The 23,340-nt window shown below is 36.1% G+C and carries 23 protein-coding genes; 7 read left to right on the top strand and 16 right to left on the bottom strand.

Annotated features, from left to right (window positions below; genetic code table 11):
• Window positions 1-335 precede the first annotated feature (335 nt).
• Window positions 336-959 (bottom strand): hypothetical protein, encoded by a 624-nt coding sequence (locus SGJ10_06850; GenBank protein ID MDZ4757842.1) that lies wholly within the window; start codon window positions 957-959, stop codon window positions 336-338.
• Between the two features lie 41 nt (window positions 960-1,000).
• Complete coding sequence (gene kdsA / locus SGJ10_06845; GenBank protein MDZ4757841.1) at window positions 1,001-1,777, bottom strand: 3-deoxy-8-phosphooctulonate synthase; 777 nt, start codon at window positions 1,775-1,777, stop codon at window positions 1,001-1,003.
• Between the two features lie 266 nt (window positions 1,778-2,043).
• Between kdsA and SGJ10_06840 the strand changes: the two genes are divergently transcribed.
• From SGJ10_06840 to SGJ10_06830, 3 genes are all read left to right on the top strand, one after another.
• On the top strand, window positions 2,044-3,483 hold the full coding sequence (locus SGJ10_06840) for an aldehyde dehydrogenase (protein MDZ4757840.1): 1,440 nt from the start codon (window positions 2,044-2,046) through the stop codon (window positions 3,481-3,483).
• Window positions 3,480-4,175, top strand: coding sequence for a C40 family peptidase (locus SGJ10_06835; protein MDZ4757839.1), 696 nt, complete (start codon window positions 3,480-3,482; stop codon window positions 4,173-4,175). Before SGJ10_06840 ends, SGJ10_06835 begins: the two co-directional genes overlap by 4 nt.
• 277 nt (window positions 4,176-4,452) lie before the next feature.
• The gene (locus SGJ10_06830; GenBank protein ID MDZ4757838.1) at window positions 4,453-5,094 is read left to right on the top strand and encodes a YceI family protein; all 642 of its coding nucleotides are present in this window, start codon (window positions 4,453-4,455) and stop codon (window positions 5,092-5,094) included.
• Between the two features lie 138 nt (window positions 5,095-5,232).
• On the opposite strand, the gene SGJ10_06825 is transcribed toward SGJ10_06830, so the two are convergent.
• On the bottom strand, window positions 5,233-5,646 hold the full coding sequence (locus SGJ10_06825) for a hypothetical protein (protein ID MDZ4757837.1): 414 nt from the start codon (window positions 5,644-5,646) through the stop codon (window positions 5,233-5,235).
• Between the two features lie 116 nt (window positions 5,647-5,762).
• On the opposite strand from SGJ10_06825, the gene SGJ10_06820 reads away from it, so the two are divergent.
• On the top strand, window positions 5,763-5,969 hold the full coding sequence (locus tag SGJ10_06820) for a hypothetical protein (GenBank protein MDZ4757836.1): 207 nt from the start codon (window positions 5,763-5,765) through the stop codon (window positions 5,967-5,969).
• A 759-nt stretch (window positions 5,970-6,728) separates the two neighbouring features.
• Here the strand turns inward: SGJ10_06820 and SGJ10_06815 are convergent.
• From SGJ10_06815 to queA, 7 genes are all read right to left on the bottom strand, one after another.
• On the bottom strand, window positions 6,729-7,664 hold the full coding sequence (locus SGJ10_06815) for a M23 family metallopeptidase (protein MDZ4757835.1): 936 nt from the start codon (window positions 7,662-7,664) through the stop codon (window positions 6,729-6,731).
• Between the two features lie 44 nt (window positions 7,665-7,708).
• A complete protein-coding gene (gene yajC, locus SGJ10_06810; GenBank protein ID MDZ4757834.1) occupies window positions 7,709-8,032 on the bottom strand; it encodes a preprotein translocase subunit YajC in 324 nt (107 codons plus the stop codon).
• 17 nt (window positions 8,033-8,049) lie between these two features.
• Complete coding sequence (locus SGJ10_06805) at window positions 8,050-8,514, bottom strand: DUF1573 domain-containing protein (protein ID MDZ4757833.1); 465 nt, start codon at window positions 8,512-8,514, stop codon at window positions 8,050-8,052.
• A 5-nt stretch (window positions 8,515-8,519) separates the two neighbouring features.
• Entirely contained in the window at window positions 8,520-9,707 is a 1,188-nt protein-coding gene (locus SGJ10_06800) for a hypothetical protein (protein MDZ4757832.1), read from the bottom strand.
• Between the two features lie 637 nt (window positions 9,708-10,344).
• On the bottom strand, window positions 10,345-11,061 hold the full coding sequence (gene bshB1 / locus SGJ10_06795; protein ID MDZ4757831.1) for a bacillithiol biosynthesis deacetylase BshB1: 717 nt from the start codon (window positions 11,059-11,061) through the stop codon (window positions 10,345-10,347).
• 6 nt (window positions 11,062-11,067) lie between these two features.
• Window positions 11,068-11,754, bottom strand: a complete 687-nt coding sequence (locus tag SGJ10_06790; GenBank protein MDZ4757830.1) for a 2-C-methyl-D-erythritol 4-phosphate cytidylyltransferase — start codon at window positions 11,752-11,754, stop codon at window positions 11,068-11,070.
• A 5-nt stretch (window positions 11,755-11,759) separates the two neighbouring features.
• Window positions 11,760-12,809 (bottom strand): tRNA preQ1(34) S-adenosylmethionine ribosyltransferase-isomerase QueA, encoded by a 1,050-nt coding sequence (queA, locus tag SGJ10_06785; GenBank protein ID MDZ4757829.1) that lies wholly within the window; start codon window positions 12,807-12,809, stop codon window positions 11,760-11,762.
• A gap of 100 nt (window positions 12,810-12,909) precedes the next feature.
• On the opposite strand from queA, the gene SGJ10_06780 reads away from it, so the two are divergent.
• The gene (locus SGJ10_06780; GenBank protein ID MDZ4757828.1) at window positions 12,910-13,545 is read left to right on the top strand and encodes a WbqC family protein; all 636 of its coding nucleotides are present in this window, start codon (window positions 12,910-12,912) and stop codon (window positions 13,543-13,545) included.
• Window positions 13,539-14,525 (top strand): glycosyltransferase family 9 protein, encoded by a 987-nt coding sequence (locus SGJ10_06775; GenBank protein MDZ4757827.1) that lies wholly within the window; start codon window positions 13,539-13,541, stop codon window positions 14,523-14,525. Before SGJ10_06780 ends, SGJ10_06775 begins: the two co-directional genes overlap by 7 nt.
• Window positions 14,526-14,603: 78 nt before the next feature.
• On the opposite strand, the gene queG is transcribed toward SGJ10_06775, so the two are convergent.
• The gene (gene queG / locus SGJ10_06770) at window positions 14,604-15,533 is read right to left on the bottom strand and encodes a tRNA epoxyqueuosine(34) reductase QueG (GenBank protein MDZ4757826.1); all 930 of its coding nucleotides are present in this window, start codon (window positions 15,531-15,533) and stop codon (window positions 14,604-14,606) included.
• Between the two features lie 236 nt (window positions 15,534-15,769).
• Between queG and SGJ10_06765 the strand changes: the two genes are divergently transcribed.
• A complete protein-coding gene (locus SGJ10_06765; protein MDZ4757825.1) occupies window positions 15,770-16,438 on the top strand; it encodes a thioredoxin family protein in 669 nt (222 codons plus the stop codon).
• Between the two features lie 285 nt (window positions 16,439-16,723).
• Here SGJ10_06765 and xseB read toward each other — a convergent pair whose 3' ends face one another.
• The 5 genes from xseB to SGJ10_06740 form a co-directional block, all read right to left on the bottom strand.
• On the bottom strand, window positions 16,724-16,933 hold the full coding sequence (gene xseB, locus SGJ10_06760) for an exodeoxyribonuclease VII small subunit (GenBank protein MDZ4757824.1): 210 nt from the start codon (window positions 16,931-16,933) through the stop codon (window positions 16,724-16,726).
• Window positions 16,914-18,068: an exodeoxyribonuclease VII large subunit gene (gene xseA / locus SGJ10_06755; GenBank protein ID MDZ4757823.1), complete on the bottom strand. Its 1,155-nt coding sequence runs from the start codon at window positions 18,066-18,068 to the stop codon at window positions 16,914-16,916. Before xseA ends, xseB begins: the two co-directional genes overlap by 20 nt.
• 91 nt (window positions 18,069-18,159) lie before the next feature.
• Window positions 18,160-20,268 carry a VWA domain-containing protein gene (locus SGJ10_06750; protein MDZ4757822.1) on the bottom strand — a complete coding sequence of 703 codons (2,109 nt, stop codon included), beginning with the start codon at window positions 20,266-20,268 and terminating at the stop codon, window positions 18,160-18,162.
• 233 nt (window positions 20,269-20,501) lie between these two features.
• Window positions 20,502-22,313 carry a CotH kinase family protein gene (locus tag SGJ10_06745; protein MDZ4757821.1) on the bottom strand — a complete coding sequence of 604 codons (1,812 nt, stop codon included), beginning with the start codon at window positions 22,311-22,313 and terminating at the stop codon, window positions 20,502-20,504.
• A gap of 22 nt (window positions 22,314-22,335) precedes the next feature.
• The coding region (locus tag SGJ10_06740; protein MDZ4757820.1) for a T9SS type A sorting domain-containing protein at window positions 22,336-23,340 on the bottom strand (1,005 nt) is incomplete at its 5' end.

The raw sequence follows: 23,340 nt of genomic DNA, 5'->3' as shown, positions 1-23,340 counted from the left end.
TAAAACTCAATGGTGGCAAGGGCTTTCAATTCAAGTGGAAATGCAATGATATTTACAGAAGTGAGCATTTATAGGTATTCTTCAGAATATAGAATTTATTAACATAGTCAGACTTATCAAGGGTTTTGAATACGTGTTGTACCTGAGTAGTTACAAGGTTTTCATTTAACGCTATATATCTTGTTTGTTTTATAAATAATATCTTGGCCTAAAACATCTCTATATATTCGGGCAGCTTAGAGTTGGCGTTTTGTCAATATATTCATTAAATCCCTTCTCATAAACCTGGCAATTTGTAATTCGAATTATTAAATATATGCAGGTGGATAACGTATTTATTGTTTTTTTTCAGCATTCTCTTTATAGTCCTCTAATAATTTAATTACTTCTTCCTTCAAATATGGGACTTCTATTCTTTCATCTGCATTGTAAGGAGTTTGATGCCAAATATATAATTTTTCAACTGTGCGACCTTGATTTTCGAAAATATACCCATATACAGATAACTCTAGAGCTAGCGTCCAATATGTTGAATCAGCTATATTGTTAATAGGCTCTCGCATATAATGGAACCCTATTCTTTGATCAAAGTATGGGACTTCACTTATATCATGTATCCGGGAAATCTGTTGAATTTGTATTGATTTGTTTTTCAAGTAAAATACCAATGCGGGTTGACCTATTATCTTGTAAATATCATCTTTTATTAATGTATTTAATTGTCCCCAATTTTTTCCACTTTGGAAAAGCCTATTCTTATTAATAAAATCAATTTGTCTTCTTAGATTTTTGCTTTTTTCCTGCCAACGTTTAAGTATGTTTTTATAAAGCATATTTTTGCCCGTATCTCTGTTTATCTTTCTAGTATGATTAAATGCAATGTTTTCCCAATCTTTCTGTGAATTATGCCGATAAATCGATATAAGTTCTTGAACATGTATATAATCTCTTATATTCATAATTTTTGTTTATTTTTATCTTTGAGATATAGCATATAATACTACGAAACCGCCTCTCTCACCCTCACCAATTTCTCCAACAAAGCATCCAACTTATCCAATGCTAACATATTTGCTCCATCACTCAAAGCTTTTGCGGGATTGGGATGTGTTTCGATAAAGATGCCATCACAACCTGCTGCAATTCCACATTTACCAATGGTTTCAATGAGGTGTGGCAAACCTCCTGTTACGCCACTTGTTTGGTTGGGCTGTTGCAAACTATGCGTACAATCTAATATTACAGGGCATCCTGTTTCTTTCATAATCGGAATTCCACGGAAGTCGACTACCATATCTTGATAACCGAATGTGGTTCCTCTTTCTGTTAACCAGACAGGTGCTTCAGAATTTGCTTTCACTTTATTGACTGCATGTTGCATCGCATCGGGCGATAGGAATTGTCCTTTTTTAATATTCACTATTTTGCCAGTTTTAGCAGCAGCTATTAGCAAATCCGTTTGCCTACACAAGAATGCGGGAATTTGTAATACATCCACAAACGAGGCTGCTATCGCGGCTTCATGACTTTCATGTATATCAGTCAATGTGGGGAGATTATGCGTTTTACCAATATGTGCGATAATCTCCAAACCTGCTATATCGCCTTCTCCTTTAAATGAATCAAGGCGTGAGCGATTTGCTTTGCGGTATGATGCTTTGAAATAATACGGTATATCATATTTCGTGGTGAGTTCTTTCACTTTGCCAGCGATCTCATCACATAAATCAATGCTTTCCACCACACAAGGGCCAGCAATTAGGAAAAAATTTTTCATTGTATATTTTTCGTTTTAGAATTACAGCGTTATTCTGAGGAGGAACAACTAAGAATCTCTTGGTTGTGTGCTCGGGAATTCTATATCGTCGAGCATACGTTCAAGGAGATTCTTCGCGGGAAGCCCGCTCAGAATGACGCGTAGCTACTTTGTCGTTTCAACACGTGCAAAAGTATATATTTTATCACTATGAACAAACTATATAATTTGCCAAGTGTTATTCTATGCAAATAATTACCATATTACAATTAAGTTTGCACTTCTATATGCAGAAAATACAAAACTATATCAATAACGAACTGCTCGCCCCCGTTGATGGGGAATATATCGACAATATAAACCCAGCTTGGGGAACTGTATATAGTCTTTGCCCTTCCTCAAACGAAAAAGACTTACAACTGGCGGTGGATGCAGCAAAAGCAGCTTTCAAACCTTGGGCTAACTTGCCTGCTGAGGATAAATTTAAAATACTAAATCGCATCGCTGATATAATTGACGAAAAATCCGATGAACTTGCATTGGCTGAAAGTGTAGACCAAGGCAAACCAATGTGGTTAGCCAAAAATGAAGTGATACGTGCAGCACAAAACTTTAGATTTTTTGCAACAGCGGCCATGCATTTTGCGAGTGAAAGCCATGCAACGGAGAATACTGCGATCAATTATACTTTACGCCAACCCATTGGTGTGGTGGGTTGTATCAGTCCCTGGAATTTACCTTTATATCTTTTTACTTGGAAAATTGCCCCTGCCATAGCCGCTGGGAACTGTGTGGTAGCCAAACCTTCAGAAATCACACCCATGACTGCTTTTATGCTCAGCAACATTTGTATAGAAGCGGGTTTGCCCGCAGGCGTTTTAAATATTGTGCATGGACTTGGCCCACAATGTGGTAAAGCTATTGTAGAACATCCCGAAATTAAAGCGATATCATTTACGGGCGGTTCAGCCACAGGAAAATGGATTGCTGCCACTGCAGGGCCAATGTTCAAAAAATTATCATTGGAACTTGGTGGCAAAAATCCCAATATCATATTTGCCGATTGTGATATGGAACAAGCATTGAAAACTACTATCAGTTCTTCCTTTTTGAATCAAGGAGAAATATGTTTGTGCGGCTCCAGAATTTATATAGAAAGAAGTATATATCATACTTTCAAAGAACGATTTTTGGAATTGGTGAAAAAGCAAACTGTTGGAGATCCGCTAGACAAGGACACACGTATTGGTGCCATTGCTTCCAAACTGCATTATGATAAAATTTTACGTTGTATAGAAACTGCCAAAGAAGAAGGCGGAACTATACTGTATGGCGGCAAAGCTGTCATATTCGACAACCATTTGAAAGATGGTTATTATATAGAACCTACGGTGATTGAAGGATTAAATTCCAACTGCCAAACACAACAAGAGGAAATATTTGGACCTGTGGTTACGTTGACACCTTTTGATACAGAAGAAGAAGTTATAGCATTGGCAAACAGCAATGGTTATGGACTAGCAGCCAGCATTTGGACGACAAATTTAAACACAGCCCACAAAGTAGCAGCAGGAATTGACAGTGGTATTATATGGATTAATTGTTGGTTGTTCCGCGATTTAAGAACTCCTTTTGGTGGTATGAAAAACAGTGGTAATGGCAGAGAAGGTGGATGGGAAGCTATGCGTTTTTTTACTGAAGCCAAAAATATATGTATTAAATTATGATAGGTGGAGGAATATGTCATTTGGCTTGCATTCCCATTAGGAAAGAGCCCGGAAGTGTTACCGAAATGGTGACGCAATTATTATTTGGTGAAACCTATAAAGTAATTGATAAACAAGAAAGTTGGATGCAGATTAGATGCGATTATGATGGATATGAAGGCTGGATGGCAATTAACCAATTTTGTGGTAACGCAAATACAATTATATATAAAGGAATTTGTAATGAACTTCTTCAACAGGTTAACTTTAATAATCAGATAATTCATGTAACAGTCGGTGCCAGTATTGAGGGGAAAAAGAAAGAACCCACTTGGGAAAATATAGAGAAGCAAGCACTAATATATATAAATGCTCCATATCTATGGGGCGGTCGCTCTCCGTTTGGAATTGATTGCTCAGGATTTACACAAGTATTATATAAAAGTATTGGTGTAAAACTTTTGCGTGATGCAAACCAGCAAGCTACCGAAGGCGAAACTGTTGATTTTGCCGCCACTGCAAAACCTGGTGATTTAGCTTTTTTTGATAACGACGAAGGACGTATTATACATGTAGGAATGATTTGGAATGAAGAACAAATTATCCATGCCCATGGAAAAGTGCGGATAGATAAGTTTGACCAAAGCGGAATTTATAATATTGATAACAATTCCTATTCTCACAAGTTAAGGATTATTAAGCGATATTTTTAGCCGCCCTAAATTTGTAGTCAGAATTTAGAAGTTCGAAGACCGAAGTTCAAGTTAACACGTAAACAAACTTCCTACCTACTTCCCACTTTTTCCTACCTACTTCCTACTTCCTACTTCCTACGCCGCGGCGAACCTGCTTCCAACTCCAGCTTCGGGCTACCTTTAGTTTCGAAATAATTTTACTTTCCTATTTTTTAGGTGTTTAAGTATTTCCCGAACATTATAAAAAACAATATTTGTATCTACATGTTTTATAGACAAAGTAAAAATATAAAACATGAAAAAAACATTTATTATCTTAGCGACTGTAGCTACAATGTTAGTTGCCTGCAAAAACGATCCTAAAAACAAAGAAGCCAAAACTGGTGATGCCACTGAAATCAAAAATGATTCAGCGGGTCAGAAGTATACAATTGTTGCAAGTGAATCATCACTTAACTGGCAAGCCTACCAAACATTGGCAAATGGCGGTCATAAAGGAACGATTAACATTGCAGGTGGCGAATTATCTGTAAATTCAGGAAATATTCGTGGAGGTAATTTCACAATGGATATGACGTCCATAACTCCTACAGAAATGCCTGAACCTGAAAAGCAAGCCAAGTTGCAAAAACATTTAAAAAGTCCTGATTTTTTCGATGTAGAAAAATATAAAGATGCAGAATTTACCATTGCTGAAGTAGTGAAAGGGAATGGCGACAGTGCTACTATTAAAGGCAATCTTAAAATAAAAGATATGACCAATATGATTGAATTTCCTGCAATTATTAAAATGGAAGATGGAAAAATTACAGCAACTGCAAGTTTTAGTATCGACCGCAAAAAATGGAAATTAAACTATATGTCTGAAAAATCATTTGGCGATAAAATTATCAAAGATATGATAGACATCGATTTCAATATTGTAGTGAAAAAGTAAGTTTATAAATCAATTGAATGAATGGAAAGCCGCTCAGGGATGAGTGGCTTTTTTTATCATTTTAGATTTGACAATTCTGCCGTCGCATAGGCGAGTACAGATTTGACAACTCCGCTAGGCACAATCTCGTCAGAGTTGTCAAATTTTCCGCAATTTTATATAATATCGCAACGAAAAACAATGTGTGTTAACATGCAAAACTTTGCTATTAATAAATTGAACATTATAACCATAAGTCAAAGATAATTGCCCCGGACCTATGCCAATAAAGGGCATCATTCCTATATTATAGTTTTTGAAATCGGTATACGAATTAAAATTTGTTCCCGCTGTTATTATTGTTCCTATGCTAGTCCAAGTGGTTAATGATAGCCCTATTTCTTGTTGAAACGGATTATACAATACACTAAACGATTGTCCTTTGAAATAACTACTGAAAGCACATCTTGCACTATTATACTTTACCTTTGCAATACCTGCTTCTATATAAGTATTATTAAATTGATGGACTCCAAAAACAAGCCCTAATTCCTTATACTGTTTATTTGGCATTTTACCGTAAGTACTATCTCGAATTTGCCCTTTTGTATATAAAGAGGTTATGCAAAAAATGAAGATGATATTCCTGAAATTACCCATTAAATCAAAATTTTTTTTGTGAAGCGAACTTGTCGATCAAGGGAGTAGTCAAAAACAAACGTAACCAAAACAATGACCAAATAAGTCCTAAAGAATTAACAATTAAAAGTCCTTTATCATTGCTAAACTTCTTTGTAAAAGTTAAAATAGATGTAATAATTAGAAGATTTATCGATAAGGATACAAAAGATATGTTATATGATTTTATTGTAATAAACGAAAAGGGTAAGAAGTAAAAATTTGTTAGAATTACCAATACGGATACCGCCCAATTTTTATACTTCACAATTCAATTATTTTTATTTAATATTCAATTGCTCTTTAGCTTTTTCTCAACTTATTGTACCATACCCTTTTCTACTCTCAGCCACTAACACATCAATAAATTCATGAACTTCTTCCTCATTCCTTTTACTCGTTTTCAAATCAATGACAAGACCTTTCTTATTATTCTTTTCGTAAGTTAAATAATACCAAAACTCAATATATAATAGTCCAAAAGAAAGGGACTAATCCCCCCGCTGCGGGGCTTTCGGGATGTAGTTCGGCATTACCATTCTACAAACCAATTCGCCACAGGCGGAGAACTATTATAGTTTATGAATTGGTATAACTTATTCCTTTCATGATGTTTTTCTTGCAAATTTAATGTAAATAAAGCAATACCAATACTCATTATAAAATAATCCAATTACGCTTTCTCCCTTTTCAGGATAAACCCAAAGCAACTCCTTTTATTTCATGATCGCATGTAGCTCATCGAAATAATAAAAAGAGGCAAAAATATAGTCAGAATATAATAGCTATCCTGGAAGCCTATGGTTCTGTGTTCTGAAGCATCGGAATCACCATCCACCATCACGCCGCTTATTTCTTGACTACTTATAAAGTTAATAAGATTATTTTCAACAACTTTGAATCAATACCAATACTTGCGGGCTAAGGCATCAAACTACGTCAGCCCCCATCTGCACTGGCGGACCGAACCACAACCTCTACCTAACCCTCAACCTTCTCCCTGCCTTCAACTTTGTTCTACTGCTTAAGCCATTCATCTGACACAATCTTCTAACAGTTGTATGATATCGGGTAGCGATACTATATACATTATCATGCCTGCGAACAGTATGATATAATCTTCCTTTCTTGGTATGAAGGTTCTTATAATAGTTCTGCCAATAAATTTGTTGTGGCGTGGGTCGCAGATGGTCGAAATTAGTGGAGCAAACTATTACAGTATCTTTTAAAACAGCATGTGTATTAAAATCAATAAACTTTGTGGGGTCAATAGGTTTTCCTTTATAGCGAATTTCGAAATGCAAATGACTGCCGGTACTATGCCCTGTGCTGCCTCCTAAACCCACTATATCGCCGGCTCTTATCGATTGCCCTGTATAAACTAACAACTTGGAGAAATGGCCATATAATGTTTCGAAACCATTATAATGTCTGATGATAACCATATAACCATAACCGCCAGGATTATACTGTGAAACCCTCACCACTCCATCGAATGCTGCATATACAGGATCACCCGTTTTGAGGCCGAAATCTATCCCATAGTGGAACTTATAGCCCCACCCCCATCGCCTATAACCAAAACCTGAAGTAGAGGCATTGGTACAGGGTTGCACAAAGGAACATCCTCCTGAACTATCGCATATAACCAAGCTAACAGAGTCAAAAGGGAGTACCATATTTTCTCTGTAGGGGTCTATAAAATTAGTATCCCAAGTATTATATAAATGTTTGCTGGGGATTAATAGGGTATCGAATCGGAAACCCGCAGGTCGAATTAATTCATAGTGAAACACGGAGTCGACTGCATCTTCTATATCGCCATCGTCCAAACTATCTTGTATTATCATACTATCAGGCGGAACCACAGGCGTGGTGGTTTGAGCAAAACCCCATGTGGGTAATGCCGCCAATATTATAATAATATAAAGACGTTTATGTAAAAAAGATAACAAGATTATTTTTTCTCCTTGTCTACTTTGTTCAATGCTTCTGTGGCTTCCATAGAAATTGCAGAACGGTCAACACGTAATTTCGTGCCTTCGCAATCTACTATCATAGTTCCATCATCATGCATTTTGCTAATTCTAGCATGAAGTCCACCAATGGTTACTATCTGTGTGCCTTCAGCAATTTCCTCTCTGAACTTTTTTGTCTTTTTCTGTTTCTTCATTTGGGGATAAATCATAAAGAAATAAATGACCGCAAACATGGCTACAAAAAATAGAATGTTTGAGGTACCTCCATCTTGGAGTTCTGTTAGAATTAAATTATATATCATTTTTTTTGTTGAATTTATTAGTTAATTACTTCAATTACTTTCCCTGTAAGGGTAAGCGTTTGTAAAGGTTCTTTGCTACTATTCGATTGCACAGAAATTGTTTTCACAACGGGTGGCATTCCATCCTTTGTGCCTTTACCTGTGGGGTCAAACACTGCTTTAATATATGATTCTTTTCCAGGTGCAATGGGGTCACGAGGCCACTCAGGTGTGGTACAACTGCAGCCTGCTTGCACATTGGTGATAACCAAAGGTTCATCGCCCGTATTGGTGAAATTGAAAATAAGTTCGGGGTGCGAACCGTTACTCTTAATAGTACCAAAATCTTGAGTTATTTTATCAAATGTCAGCATCGGGCCTTTGCCTGTTCCCTTTTTTCCACTGGCAGTTTTTGGGTTGTTCACTATGTCAGTCCCTACTGGTTTATTGCCATTGCATGCGGCAATCATGATAATAAAAGATAGTATATATAATTTGTTCATGGGAATTATTTCTTTGTTGCCAACATTAAATTACTGGTGTTCTCCATCCAGTCGTAGCCTATTCCAAAGGGAAGTGATTTAACTTTGGTACTATCACCATAAGCTTCTTTAAAGTCTTTTTGAAAACGATTGGAGAAGAGGTTAATTGGTTTATCATAGGTTCCATATAAAACCGTATTCCACTTTTCTGCTTTGAAAAATTTAAACGGTATTCCTGAATCATCCTGCAATACATATTTCGATTTTTCTAATATAATAGAACGTACCCTGGAGAAATAGTTATTGTGCATAAGGTACGATGCCGATTTAAGATAGGTACTTTGAAAATTGAAACTCTGTAATAGTTTATAAAAGCCACGATCGGCTTCTAAACCGCCATCGGCTATATCGGCCTTATAATAACACAATTCTTTTTCCTGGTCGCTGCCCACCGATTTATATATCACTTTCACACCTCTATGGTTCTTACTTGGGAAGCTTTTGAAAGTTTCTTTACCATTACTATCTATATATATAGGCTGAGCTTTCAATACCGTATTTCCGGTGCGTGCCATAAATATCATGATTAGTGGAAGCGTGCCATCCAGTTCTCTTGTTTTCAAATCTTTCGCCATAGAATTGGTGCGGAAGAAACTCCATTGCATCACCGAGAACAATGATTTTTGAATAGATGAAAAATAAACCTTGCCACTGTCTTGTTTCAAATTAACGAATTCAGGCAAACTACCCGGAGGTTCCAATCCTATCAATACCATTTTTCTGGCATTAGGGAAAAATGTATAACCGTGCATAAAATCGGCACCACTAAAAGGGTAGAACAAAAATTTGGTTTCGGCATCAGCATTCGATGTTTCTGTTTGTGCCCATTTGCGTTCTTTGTTCAATCGGCTATTTTCCAATTTTCGCCATAGGGTATCAAACTTTTTGCTATAGGTTTGCCACTTGGCAATGCCCTCCAAATTTTTCAGTTCATTTTCGCCCTCTTGCGATAAGCCTGCCATGTATCGAGCAATTTGATTGGCATACACATCAGGAATGGTTTTAACAACAGGAATTTCTTCCTCCTCAACTTTGTTAATTACTTTTTGGGTGCTATCTGCCTTTATAACTGGCTTGCTAAAGGGCGTATCGCTACCACAAGAGACCATAGTGAGAGCCGATAATAATATAAAGAGGTTTCTTGTTGTTGGCATGCTTTACTAAACGGGTGCAAAGTTAAGAGGATTGGGGTAAGAAAAGTGAAAAGTAAAAAAACCAAGTATAAACATTTGTTTGCCCCTTTTGCACATCATGGTTATCACTAAACCAGTCTTTTAAAGGCAATCGTCCATATTTTGCCACAGTAATATATAAATACTTATTATAAGGAATAGGAATGCTCTGTAAGTGGATAATGCAACATATTCCCATTGGGCATTGCATTGATGGTAGTCTAATTATTTATATAATACCAACTCTTAAACTTTAATAGTTCTCCGCCTGTGGCGAATTAGTTTTTAGAATGTTATACCAATTCTTAACCTAAAATAGTCTTTGGACTATTTTAGGTTTGTAGAATGGTACTAGCGAACTACATCCCGAAAGCTTTCTTTTGGACTATTATATATTGAGTTTCGGTATAAATGAAAAAACTAACCATAATTCTATTCGCTTTGCATCTTTTTATAACTATCGCTAGGATTACTACTTAAAAAGTAGAACAGGTTTTTCTGGCGGCATCACTTATGAATCTAATTTGCAATCTCTTAAAAAAACCACAGGTAGCAATCCTAATTCATACCTCGCACATCATACATCGTACATCATACTCGCCATGGTGAGGTAAATTTCCTACACCAAATCCTTCATCACATCCTTCACCCCAGGTGTTCTATGGCAAATAAATCCTTCGGCATAGGCTGCCCCTATTGGTCTACCAAAATCGGCAAAGCGGGCTTTAAGAAAATTGAGAAACTGAGGGGTTGAGATCGAGGTTTGTGGCTCGTCGGAATTAGGATCATGAAATTGACTACTATAACACATTAATGCTTCAAACTTTTGGTCCATCTCTGCTGTAATATCTACCAAAAAATCGGGTTGTAATCGTACATCTTGCACATAATGGTAGGCCGCTTTTGGTCTCCATGCGGGATACTGAGTCACAATCTTGGGTAAGCCACAATAAAAATACGCTTCCGATTCTAACTGTCCTGCTCGCCCATGGTCGGGATGACGATCGCTGGGTGCATTCATAAAAATAACCGCAGGTCTGTATTTGCGAATTACTTCTATCACTTTTAATCGGGTCTCATGGTTGTTTTCAAATATACCATCGCCCAAGTCTAAATTTTCACGGACGGTTAATCCCAATATTTTTGACGAAGCTGCTGCTTCCTTGTCACGAATATCGGCACTGCCGCGGGTTCCTAACTCTCCACGTGTCAGATCTATAATACCCGCTTTGTATCCCATTTTAAGATGTTTGATGAGCGTACCCGAGCAGGCAATCTCCACATCATCGGGATGTGCAGCAAAAAATAATAAATCTAGTTTAATAGGTTGTTCCATAAAATATTATTGAATTGAATCTAATAAAGCACTTGCTATAATTATATCGTCGGCTGTTGTTATTTTTATATTGCTATACTCGCCCGCTACACTATTGATTTTATAGCCCGATTTTGAAAACACACTGCTGTCGTCGGTAAACCCATTTCCTAAAGGGTCGAGTATGCTACAAAATTCGTAAGCATCTTTCAATTTTTTTGCAGGAAATATTTGGGGAGTTTGCACCGACCTTAAATTTTCCCTGTCAACCATTTGCAAATTATTTGCGTTAACGATGCTTTCCTTAAGCTTGGTAATAGGCACTACTCCGATATCTAAAGTAACTGCTGAAAAACACTTTTGAATTAATGTCGCACTTACCAAAGGCCGCACGCCATCGTGTATTGCAATCAAAACACCTTCTTCATTTGGTACTAATTTCAATCCGTTATCCACAGATTGGAATCGGGTATTTCCGCCCGCCACAATTTGTGTTGAAAATACCATTTGATAACTTTTGCAGAGCTGAGTCCATGTCTCAATTTCGTTTTGGGGCAGTACCAAAATCAAATTAATATCGGGAATGGCCTTTTGAAAAGCTGATAACGTATGAAATAAAATGGGCTTGCCGTTTAAAAGCATAAACTGTTTGGGCAAATCGCCACCCATCCTTTGGCCTGAGCCACCCGCAACGATTATTGCAAACCGTTTCACAGTAATTATATGATTAGCATGGCATCGCCGTAAGCGAGAAACCTGTACTCTTCTTTCATTGCTTCATTATAACATTCAAAGGTGAAATCGTATCCCAATAATGCGGAGGTTAGCATCAACAAGGTAGATTCAGGATGGTGGAAATTGGTGAGCATGCTCGAACATATTTTGAATTGGTAAGGAGGATAAATAAATTTATCGGTCCAACCATCAAAAGGGTTCAATGTTTTGGTAGAGGAAACCGAAGTCTCTAAACCACGCAAAGTAGTAGCACCAATGGCACAAATTTTCTTTTTATTGATGGTAGCATTGTTCACTATATCGCAGCATTCCTGTTCGATATGCAAACTTTCAGAATCCATTTTATGTTTGGTCAAATCTTCTACTTCCACGGCTTTAAAAGAACCAAGGCTGGCATGCAAAGTAAGTTCAGCAGTTTTTATACCTTTTATCTCCATACGCATCAAGGTTTGTCTACTAAAATGTAGACCTGCACTTGGGGCAGCTACAGCACCTGTGTGCTTTGCAAAAATTGTTTGGAAACGTTCAGAATCCAAATCTTCTACTGGGCGGTTTATATATTTTGGAACTGGAGGTTCGCCCAAAGTTTGAATTGTTTTCCAAAGTTGTTCATCATTACCATCAAACAAAAAACGAATGGTACGACCACGTGAAGTTGTATTGTCAACTACTTCGGCTACCAGTAAATCATCATCGCCAAAATATAGTTTATTGCCTACTCTTATTTTACGGGCAGGGTCTACCAATACATCCCACAAACGCATTTCTTTGTTGAGCTCACGAAGCAAGAACACTTCAATCTTAGCACCTGTTTTTTCTTTGCTACCGTACATGCGGGCATTGAACACTTTGGTATTGTTGAACACCATTACGTCGCCTTCTTTGAAATACCCAAGAAGGTCTTTGAACATTTTATGTTTGATGGTTTTTTTGGTTCTATCAACCACCATCATACGAGCATCGTCTCTGTTAGGAGTAGGGTAGCTTGCTATTAGTTTTTCGGGAAGGGTAAATCGGTATGCGGCTAATTTCATTATAATAATTGGTTTATTTTGGCACTGCTAATCAATAAGCAAAACTTGGCCTAATTTTGCCGCAAAAGTAAGGATAAATCCACTCCATAGCAAATATAATTTGACAGCCGAAATAGCTCCTTGCCAATTCTACCCCACTTATCTGCCGCCAGTGCAGCTTTTCGCCGCTATGACCCACTGTGAAAATATCAACTGGGTGGTCGATGGATTATATATCAAACAAACTATTCGCAACCGCTGTACAATTTTGGATGCCAATGGCTCTTTGGATTTGGTGATTCCGGTACAAAAAGCAAATAGCAAACAATTATACAGAGACGTAAAGATAAGTTACCAAACTAATTGGGTCAAACAGCATATTAGAGCACTTGCATCGGCTTATGGCAGTAGCCCCTTTTACTATTATTATAAAGACAAAATTGAAAATATATTGCTTAACAATTATAATTTTTTAATAGATTTGAACCTTGCAAGTAGTGATATGCTTTTCAATATATATAAACTAAAACCCACCCAATCGCAAATAGATCAGATAGCAATCGAATTATCAATAAATACCTTCATAAACCCAGCTCAACAAAAACAAGAGGAACGCAAAGAACTTATAGCGATGGCCGCTACGCAACAAAAATATCAGCAAGTATTTGCACCCAAATTTGGTTTTGTTACGGGGCTAAGTATCATAGATATGTTATTCAATACCGACATAAAACCTTATAGTCAAAAAGTTTGTTAAAAATACTCATCATACGATTTAGTTCCATTGGCGATTTGGTTCTCATCACTGCTGCCATTAGGTGTTTGAAGGAACAATTTCCAAGCTGCGAAATTCATTTATTGGTGAAACCTCAGTATAAAGAGGTGCTAAGTGCAAATCCCAACATTGGCGGTATACATATATATGGTGAGAGTTTTATTGATACCGTCACCTTACTTAAAGTATTACAATTTGATTATGTCATCGATTTACAAAACAATTTTCGCAGCCGTAGGTTGACAATGAAATTAAAAAAGCCTAGCTACAAAGTTCGCAAGCATAATTTCCAAAAATGGTTGATGGTGAATTTTAAAATGAAACAAATACAAATTCCCCATTTCGCATTGCGATGTATACAGACTTTAAAACCTTTGGGCGTTCACGACGATGGAAAAGGACTGGATTATTATTATGATACTCCACATATACCAGGCTCTATGGTGCCTGATACACCCTATTGTTGCATTGTAATGGGTGGCACACATTTCACCAAACGTTTACCCAATTCAAAACTCGTTGATCTCATTGAAAAAATTGGATTTCCTGTTGTACTTTTAGGTGGTCCAAAAGAAATGGATGATGCCAAATGGGTAGAGCAAAAATTATATAAAAAAATATATAATAATGTAGGGGTTCTCACTTTAAATCAATCTGCCCTATTGATGGATAAATCAACCGTGGTAGTGAGCAATGATACGGGGTTGATGCATATTGCTGCTGCGTTAAATAAACCTCTGGTTTCTATTTGGGGAAATACTACACCCCAAATGGGAATGACACCTTATTACGGGAATGAAAGTGTGAAACAATACAACGCCGAAGTAAAAGGATTATCATGCAGACCCTGCTCAAAACTAGGAAGAGATACATGCCCCAAAAAGCATTTTAAATGTATGATATATCAGGATTTGGACGCTATTGCTAAGGAAATAGAAGTAAGGAGTAAGGCCATTCGGTAGCTTAGCCCATAAAGCAGCACGTGACAGCTCCTCACTACTATTATTATAATTCCAATTAGCAATATTGGCATAAACTCCTTATTCCTTCGTATTCCTAACATTCCGCTTCATCCCCTTCAACTTCGCCCGCATCATAGGTGATTTTTTAGCCATTATTTCAAAAACTTCATCCGTAATTTCCAGCCATTCTTTAGCGTTCATATTTAATAACTCTTTATTGGGTTCAAATCTGGGTTCGTTATTTGGTTTTGAAAATTTATTCCACGGGCAAACGTCTTGACATATATCGCAACCAAAAACCCAGTTATCCATTTTACTACGATACTCCTTAGGTATTTCATCTTTCAGTTCAATGGTAAAGTATGATATACATTTAGAACCATCCACAATTTGTGGTGATACTATAGCATCCGTAGGACAGGCATCAATACAGGCTGTACAGGTTCCGCAATAATCTTTTACGGGAGCTTTATCGGGAACTAATTCTAAATCTATAATAAGTTCAGCGATAAAAAAATAGGATCCTAAATTTTTATTGATGAGCATCGAATTTTTGCCTATCCAGCCCAAACCGCTTTTTGTGGCCCAAGCTCTTTCGAGTATGGGAGCACTATCTACAAAAGCCCGCCCTTCAATGTCTCCGATTTGTTCTTTTAGCATTTTGAGCATTGTTTTTAGTTTGCTCTTTACTACTTTATGATAGTCTTCTCCCCAGGCATATTTTGCTATTTTCACCTCCCCTGTATTATATATATTTTTATCTTTTGGATAATAGTTATATAATAATGAAACTACCGATTTTGCCCCAGGCACTAATATGGTCGGGTCGACACGCATATCAAAATAATTGGCCATATAGCTCATTTCCCCGTTCAAATTCTGGGTGAGCCAAGTTTCCAATCGCGGTGCTTCATGTTCCAAAAAACCTGCAATGGAAACTCCACAAAACGAAAACCCAAGTTCTTGGGCTATTTGTTTAACAATAGCTGTATGTTTTTCTGCGTTCAATCTTGGTTCAAAACTACAGGAATAAAATAAATTTAGGGACTTAAAAAGATTATTCAGTACAAATACCTAAACCTGTACAGTATAATACACAGTATGGAAAAGTAGTTGATAGCATACATTTCTAAGAATAATATAGATTTTAAAATATATGTTCATAAACTGTTAATATCATAAAAATAATGTTGAAATTAAATTGCTACCTAAGCTATCATTGCATACCCTAACTGGAAACTATAATGAAAAATATACTATTATTTTTGTCTATAACTACTGTAGTTTACAGTGCAAAATCTGCACTGCCCAAATGCTTTACACATCACGATATAAACTCTGCACTAGAATTTGCTAAGAAAGAACACCGTCCTTTATTGGTATATGTGCATTCCTCGCATTGCTACGACAGTAAAAAATTCACCCGTGAAATTATGTCTAGTGTCGAAATAGTGAATGTTTTGAAGAACCAATATAATTGTTTAGATGCAGAAATATCGAGCAGTAATGGCAATAGTATAGCAAAGAAGTATAATGTATATAAATTGCCTTCTATTATATTGATAGATCCGAATTCTGATTTACAATTTGAGCTCCCTATGAAAAAAGAACCTCAATATTTGATAGACCATTTTAACTATTTTTTATCGAGTTGTAGTATCGCCGAACAAATCACTTTTTTCTTAACCACTTCCAATATCACCAAAGCCGAAGCCAGTAAAAAAGTAGCGGTATCTTATGTGAGAAGAGACAAAAAAATTAGTGCGGGGGCATCGCCTCAGTATTATATATATGCTTATACGCTAAACCAAACACAATTCTCCGACTTTGAATCGGCCTATATTGAAGAATGGCAGAAAAGTTTGAAACTAGAAGATGATAAAAAAGTGGCGGCAGTGAAGAAATTGAATTAAGCTTTTTCTTATTAAATTTTTAGTTGAAACTGTTGACCGAAGTTCCTTAAGTTAAGGATGCGTTAATGAAATAATATCATTTCTTAAACTATAATAGTTCTCCGCCTGTTGCGAATTGGTTTGTAGAATGGTACTGCCGAACTACATCCCGAAAGCATTCGGGGGGATTAGTCCTCTTTTTTTGGACTATTATATATTGAGTTTCGGGATAATCGCATCTACAGCACATAATTTGATTATAGGTACAAGCACTAACATGGTTCTACACTGCTAACAAGGTAAATCTCAACCTTTCTTCCTACCCTTCTTCCCCTCTCCCATCGCTACTTCCACATCCTTTTCAATACTACGTAAATTAGTTTCACAAAACTTAATAAGCTCATTGGCTTGCTTTACTTTATCAGCAAGTGTGTCTAGCTGGATTTCGTCATCTTCGATTTGGTCTACCAATTTCTCGAGATCGGAGAACGCTTTCTTATAAGTCAAGTTTTTCATTTTTTTCTATTTTGCTTACCTTACTATATATCATTTCATTTTGCAACAGTGTTTTCACCTCTGCATTGTTTTTTATATTTTTTGGATCTATTACAATCTTATCATCACTATATATAATAGCAAATCCTTTTTTAAGAATTGTGGTTGGGTTCAAATTTTTTACCCGTTGCTTATAATGTTTCAAATCGTCTTTAGCACCTTCAATCAATTCTTTTATTCGCTGTGATAGTTTTTGTTTTAATAACAATATATTATATTCAAAATTATAATTGGTATCCAATATAAAACTTGCTACTTCGGTAGGTGTTTTATGTTGGCGGGCCATCAAATCAGCGATACTGGTATTACGGTCGTGGCCTATGCCAGTAAGGATGGGAACAGGGAATAATGCTATACATTTTGCAAGTTCATAATCGTTGAACGATTTAAAATCTATATCGGAACCACCACCTCGTACGATAACTATGATATCAAATTTGGTTTTACTTGCTTCAATTAATTTCAATTGTTCTATAATTAATTGACTGGCATTATCACCTTGCACTTGGGTTAAAAATGAATGAGCTACAAACGCATATCCATATTTATTTTTTTCTATTACTTTATTGAAGTCCCTTTGCCCATCAGAGTTTGGAGCCGTAATTAAAGCTATAGTTTGAATAACCGTGGGTAATATTGCCCGATTATTATTCGTACTATAATTTCCGCTTTCTAAAAGTTTAATACTGGGATTTTCCTTTAATAATCTCTCTAGTATCTGCTTTCTTTCGAGCTCTAATTTACCGATAGCATACGCAAAATCAATTTCCAAAACTTCCAAATCGAGCCCAAAACGCTTATGGAATCGGACTCTTACGTTGCAGGTAATTTCTAATCCGCTAGCAAATGTTTGTTGTGTTTCTTTTTCAAAATTTTGTATATGTATATAAGAGTTCGCCCAAAACACTGCTTTAATTTCTGTGGTAATTGCACTTCCACTTTTCTCGATAAACTTTAAAAAGCACCAACGTTTATCTATATATTTTTTCACATCAGTTATCTCAGCCTTTATCCAAAAAGTTCTGCCATCAAACCTATTTCTTAGGGTTGCATCAATTTCATTGACTAGTTCAGAAAGTTTTTGGGTCTGAGGCATGGTGGAAAACGAACGCCAAAGTTAATCATATTTTTGATATTATTTTCACCTTTTGGAAAGTTTGAAACTTTCCAAAAGGTGAAAAATAGCATCAATGCATCACAACAACTTTTCCATCCAGTAGCTTATCACCATAATAATAACGTAATAAATATACTCCCGATGGATATTGTTCCAAATTTATATTAAATATTCTTTCATTACCCGGTTGGAAACGCATCAATATTTTACCTCCAAAATCTGTTAAAAATAATTCGTTTATTTGACCCTCAATTTCAACGGTTAAGGGGCCAGTGGTTGGATTTGGATAATATTTCCAATTGGCAAATTTGAGATGCGGTTCTACAATACTATCTTTCTTGGTTTGCGTAAGTTGTGTGCTGTCAAATTTTGCAGTATCTTTTATATTAAAACGATTTACCACTTGCATGGTATCTTTTAGTATTTGTTTGAAAGTATCGGGCAATTGTTTCGTACAACTTACCATTAAAGTATATTGATCTATCAAACGCAATAACAAACCATTCAAAGTTTCTACTTTATATTCATCGGTAGTGGGTTTTATATGCGATCCTCCTATACCGCTGTCATCCGTTAGGAATACATAAGTACCATTGGTAGTCAACGCCAAACAACGCATCAAATATTCTGTACTTTTATCAACCCCACTCGATGCCACAGGTATGATGTGTATACCCAATTTTGCCGCTTTTTCTATTGCTTTTTTCACACGATCTATATCGGCTGGATTTGTATGTGGAGGTGCATCCAAAACTAAAAATAGTAATTTCGTTCTTGCATTTTTGCTCCAGTTTAATTTATTCATGGCTGTACTCAATGCTGTATCAACCGCCTCTGGAAAATCGCCACCGCCGCCTGCATTTTGGTTTTTGATAAAGTTTACCGTTTGATTGATATCAGAACTCAACTGACTGGTTTGGGTTAAATATGCATCACCAAAATCACGATAAAAAACAGAACCCAAACGAAAATTCAAATCAGGATGTTTTTCTTTGGCCTTTAGCATCACATCATTTAATTCCGTTTTCAAAAAAGCTATCTCATCGCCCATACTCCCTGTGGCATCAACCACCCAGGCAATATCAACCGTATCTGCTTTACTACATCCTTCTGTTACTTTTATAAAATTAATTCCTTGTTTGAAAGGTTTTAAATTATTTATTTTGATAACTTTATCTTGTATAATAATACTCGCATCATAACTCGCGTTTTGCGATTGTTGAGCATTATATAATTCAGCCCATAATTCTGCCTTACCCGTTTGGTCGCTCATTGCAGTCCATATAATATTTCCCTTTTTATCAATAAGTTTTACTGTGGCATTAATTACTGGAAAACTATTACTATTTGTTACCTGCACCGTATATCTAAATTTTGGTTGCATTTTCCAAACACTGCTATGTATTTTCAAATCACCTTCGGCTATATCATTCCACATATTCCATTTGCTAAAGTCGTTTACTTCGCCGGCAGTGAGTAGGCCTGCTTTTACAATTTTATTATCATCATAAGTAATGTCAAAATCTACATCAACACTTTTCATTACAGCCGATTCTGATATTTTCCGTTTTGCAGGCATATCAGTTCTCGAAGACGTTGAGGTGGTTTTATAATATTTGGCACCCCCAGGAGTAGGAGGAGCAACCTTGTCGTATGTAGTTGCTGGCACAGAATAATCTGACTCATCTTTATAGCCTAATGATCTTGATTTATCATATTTTAGCCTATCTCTTGAAATTGTCGGTTCAATCATTTTGTCCATACTGTCTTCAATTAATATTATACTAGCACTATCTTTTTTTACACGGGTTAGCGTATTGATAATAGTAGCTTTCAGTTTAGGGTACATTTTTACTTCCAACATCAATTTGTATATAAGGGTGATAGAATCAGTTGTTTCAATAAATCCTGTTTTACTAATTTTAATGCGGTACTTTCCAGGAGCAATCCATGAGGAATAGTATCCAGAAGCGTTTGTTAGCAATGAATAATTATTAACCGAGTTTGAAAGTTCTATCCGCACTCCCGGCAGATTAATCATGTCATCGCCATTCTTAATATTGATGCTAAAGTTCTGCATCATTACTTTATTGGCAAACGAAAAGTAAATTACACTGCCACCAATTAATATCATACCAATGGTCAACAGATTTTTAAGGGGTCGATTTTTGAACATCATAATTTTTGTTATTTTGAAGTTACATGTTGGAAAGGTGAACGAAGGTAAATGGGGAAAGTTAAAAGGTAGCTAGAAGCTAGAAGTTAGGAGTTTGAAGTTTGAAGCTAGAAGTTTGAAGCTAGAAGTTTGAAGCTAGAAGTTAGGAGCTAGAAGTTTAAAGTTAGTAGTCAGAAGCTGAAGTGCTAACACAAACAAAACTTCCCACTTCTCAATTCCCACTTGCCACTTCATACTCAATGCTGCACCACAAACTTTTTCACTTTCCCATTCGCCGCTTTTACAAAATAAATCCCATTCGCAAAATCAGTAGTATTGATATATAGATTAGGCTTTATTGTTTCTGTTAAAATAATTTGGCCAGTAGCGTTATATATATATAATTGGGAGTTCTTACTAGATTGCTCAAAGTTTAAAACAATTAATTCGTTTGCGGGATTGGGATATATTTCAAAACTACTTATAGTTTCGTTTGCCGTTGTTATATTCGATGATATACTGAGCAAATGAAATTCATGCTCGGCACGTTCAGGGGAGAATATTCCCGCGTTCGAATTTTCAGCATAAATATAATATTGTGCAAAGGATGCCAACATGGTAAAAGCTTCTCCGTATATATTGTCGCCTGCCGCACCATCGTTATGAGAACCATCATCGTACATGGGTATTTTGATAAATTTTTGTGAAGAATCAAAACGAAAAGCTAGGTAAACGATACTGGCATTTGTGATATTGGCTGAGATATGAACCGACGAATATAAGGTGGCAGATGTTGCTAAAACGGCACTTATCACTGGTGGAGCATACTGAAAATCTGTAGTGGATTTCAGATAGGTGATGCGTGCATCCATCAAGGTTTTAATTCCGGGCACCGTATAACTTCCGAATGTATTGTTAGCAGTCATCGCATTTTGAAACTGCGTATAAGAATAGAATTTATTATTGTCTGCTTTCACCGCAGTATCAATTAAATTTTGCATTGAAGTAGCAATAGTTTCATAACTGCCATTAGCAAACATTTGTCCGGCAATGGTACGTATATGAGCCATATATATTTTCTTATAAGATGTGTTGTTCAACACCAAATTGATAAGCGGCCAGTAAGGGTCTGAAGCATGAATATTAATAGGCAACTGTTGCATATTGGCCACCGTTAAACTGCCCATGCTGCTATTAGAACTTCCCACAAATGGAAATCCACCAAACGACATATTCATATCCCAAATAATGGGATTAAAGCGATTGGTTTTATCTTTATATAAATAATAATTTTGGGCAAATGCTCCTGTATAACTATCCAAATTAATTAATACATTATTAAAAGCAAGCATCCAAATTGCACGGTCCATATCCATCATAGCATCAATTTTTGCAGGGTGATTGGTGATAGTATCGCATAAAGCTACAAGCTCATTCCAACCATTTTTCGATTTCACCTCATAGAAATTATTATAAGCTGAGCTATCTGCATTTATATATTTCAAATTGCTTTTCACAGTGGGTCCTGGGTTGCTTAATGGATTGCATTTGATGAACGTATTTTTAGCTACGTAAAAATGTTCAGTACAAAATTTCTTATTAATATCTTCATCGTTGGTGAACAAGCCCATGTAGTTTCCATTGATATATAATTGAGCAAAATTTGCTCTAGGACAAACCATATAATTCTTTAAAATCTGATACGACAATGCTTCACGAATCATGGAAGGATCGGCATAATCGTTGGATAATTTTATATCTGTAAAACCTTGGTATGATTGGTCTTTGTATTTATCTAAAGCAAAATGGAAAGGATTCTTTATATAAGAAGAATCATAAGAACTGCTCCCTTTATATTTTACGCCCACACTGTCGAATTTCACCCCATTTACTGTAACAGACTGGGCCATGATATACCCCTCTGCTCCTAATTTCGAGGTATCCATTTGATAATCCCAATTGGTTTGCGTAAATACTACTTCAATTTTTTGAATGGTATTTATATCATAAAATGTGGTTTGGGAAAATGCATTTACAACGGGGAATTGCACTAAAAATAGTAAGGCCAATTTATAAAACTCTCTAAGCATACTAATTAACAACAAGTTTTTGAGATGAGCGAAGACCATTTCCAGTAAAGACATTCACGAAATAGATGCCTTTGCTCAAAGCCTGTTTTTCAATTTTGAAATTAGTGTCATTGTATATATCATAGTTGCCAATTTCTTTTCCTGTAACATCTGTTAAAGTGATATGGTGATAGATAATATTATCATGAAAATTTACGGTAATAAAACCGCTACTTGGATTTGGATAAACAGTATAGTTAATCATGGACATCACCGTTTCAAAACCTGTATTATAACAACTGCTACACTTTGAAAAACACACTGCACTAAGCACGGTGTCTTTGCTCACATGAATTTCCCGATTTGAATTTACAGCACAACTTTGGGGAACAATTTCAGAATTTGCCAAAGTATTTCCATTATAATATTTAAATTCATAATCTCCTATATTCACATAAGAAATAATCTCATATATACTATCTCCAAAACTATATAAACGAATATTGTTTGGACTCCATGACTGAAAATTTCCTGCCAAGTGAACGCCATTTAAAGCAATCGTTGCAACTGTTTGCATGTCGACCATGTAACGTACTAAATTAAGCCCTGCGGGTGCATTCCCTGCAAACAAAATTGCACCAACAAAAGTAGTATCATTGGCTAGTGAGTCCACAAATAACCAACGATTGTCATTGAAATTATAGCCTACTCTCGATTCAACAGGAACAAATTCTACTTCGTAAAATTTATCTCCATTCACAAATTTATATTCATACTTAGTGAAAGCAGGGATATCAACGATTATACTGTATATATTGGTATCCAATTCTTTTACCATTTTTGTTACATCAGCTTGCCAATTTCCACCTGTATAGCCCGCAGAAGTTTGAAAATCGCCAGTTACATGTATTCCATTGGGGCTTAAATCTTGTCCCAACATACTTACAGCGAACTTTACTCTTTTTGCAAAAGAAAAGTTTACAATTAGGCCTAAAAAAATAGTTACAATAATCTTATTCATATATAT

Source organism: Bacteroidota bacterium, from assembly GCA_034439655.1.
GTDB lineage: Bacteria > Bacteroidota > Bacteroidia > UKL13-3 > UKL13-3 > CANJUD01.
This window is presented reverse-complemented; position numbering and strand designations above follow the sequence as displayed.

Excerpts from the sequence above, each read along its gene's own strand:
- xseB (MDZ4757824.1), bottom strand. The coding sequence starts at position 16,933 with ATGAAAAACTTGACTTATAAGAAAGCGTTCTCCGATCTCGAGAAATTG.
- SGJ10_06850 (MDZ4757842.1), bottom strand. The coding sequence starts at position 959 with ATGAATATAAGAGATTATATACATGTTCAAGAACTTATATCGATTTAT.
- SGJ10_06750 (MDZ4757822.1), bottom strand. The coding sequence starts at position 20,268 with ATGATGTTCAAAAATCGACCCCTTAAAAATCTGTTGACCATTGGTATG.
- SGJ10_06835 (MDZ4757839.1), top strand. The coding sequence starts at position 3,480 with ATGATAGGTGGAGGAATATGTCATTTGGCTTGCATTCCCATTAGGAAA.
- SGJ10_06765 (MDZ4757825.1), top strand. The coding sequence starts at position 15,770 with ATGAAAAATATACTATTATTTTTGTCTATAACTACTGTAGTTTACAGT.
- kdsA (MDZ4757841.1), bottom strand. The coding sequence starts at position 1,777 with ATGAAAAATTTTTTCCTAATTGCTGGCCCTTGTGTGGTGGAAAGCATT.
- SGJ10_06825 (MDZ4757837.1), bottom strand. The coding sequence starts at position 5,646 with ATGCCAAATAAACAGTATAAGGAATTAGGGCTTGTTTTTGGAGTCCAT.
- SGJ10_06805 (MDZ4757833.1), bottom strand. The coding sequence starts at position 8,514 with ATGAACAAATTATATATACTATCTTTTATTATCATGATTGCCGCATGC.
- yajC (MDZ4757834.1), bottom strand. The coding sequence starts at position 8,032 with ATGATATATAATTTAATTCTAACAGAACTCCAAGATGGAGGTACCTCA.
- xseA (MDZ4757823.1), bottom strand. The coding sequence starts at position 18,068 with ATGCCTCAGACCCAAAAACTTTCTGAACTAGTCAATGAAATTGATGCA.
- SGJ10_06840 (MDZ4757840.1), top strand. The coding sequence starts at position 2,044 with ATGCAGAAAATACAAAACTATATCAATAACGAACTGCTCGCCCCCGTT.
- bshB1 (MDZ4757831.1), bottom strand. The coding sequence starts at position 11,061 with ATGGAACAACCTATTAAACTAGATTTATTATTTTTTGCTGCACATCCC.
- SGJ10_06830 (MDZ4757838.1), top strand. The coding sequence starts at position 4,453 with ATGAAAAAAACATTTATTATCTTAGCGACTGTAGCTACAATGTTAGTT.
- queA (MDZ4757829.1), bottom strand. The coding sequence starts at position 12,809 with ATGAAATTAGCCGCATACCGATTTACCCTTCCCGAAAAACTAATAGCA.
- SGJ10_06800 (MDZ4757832.1), bottom strand. The coding sequence starts at position 9,707 with ATGCCAACAACAAGAAACCTCTTTATATTATTATCGGCTCTCACTATG.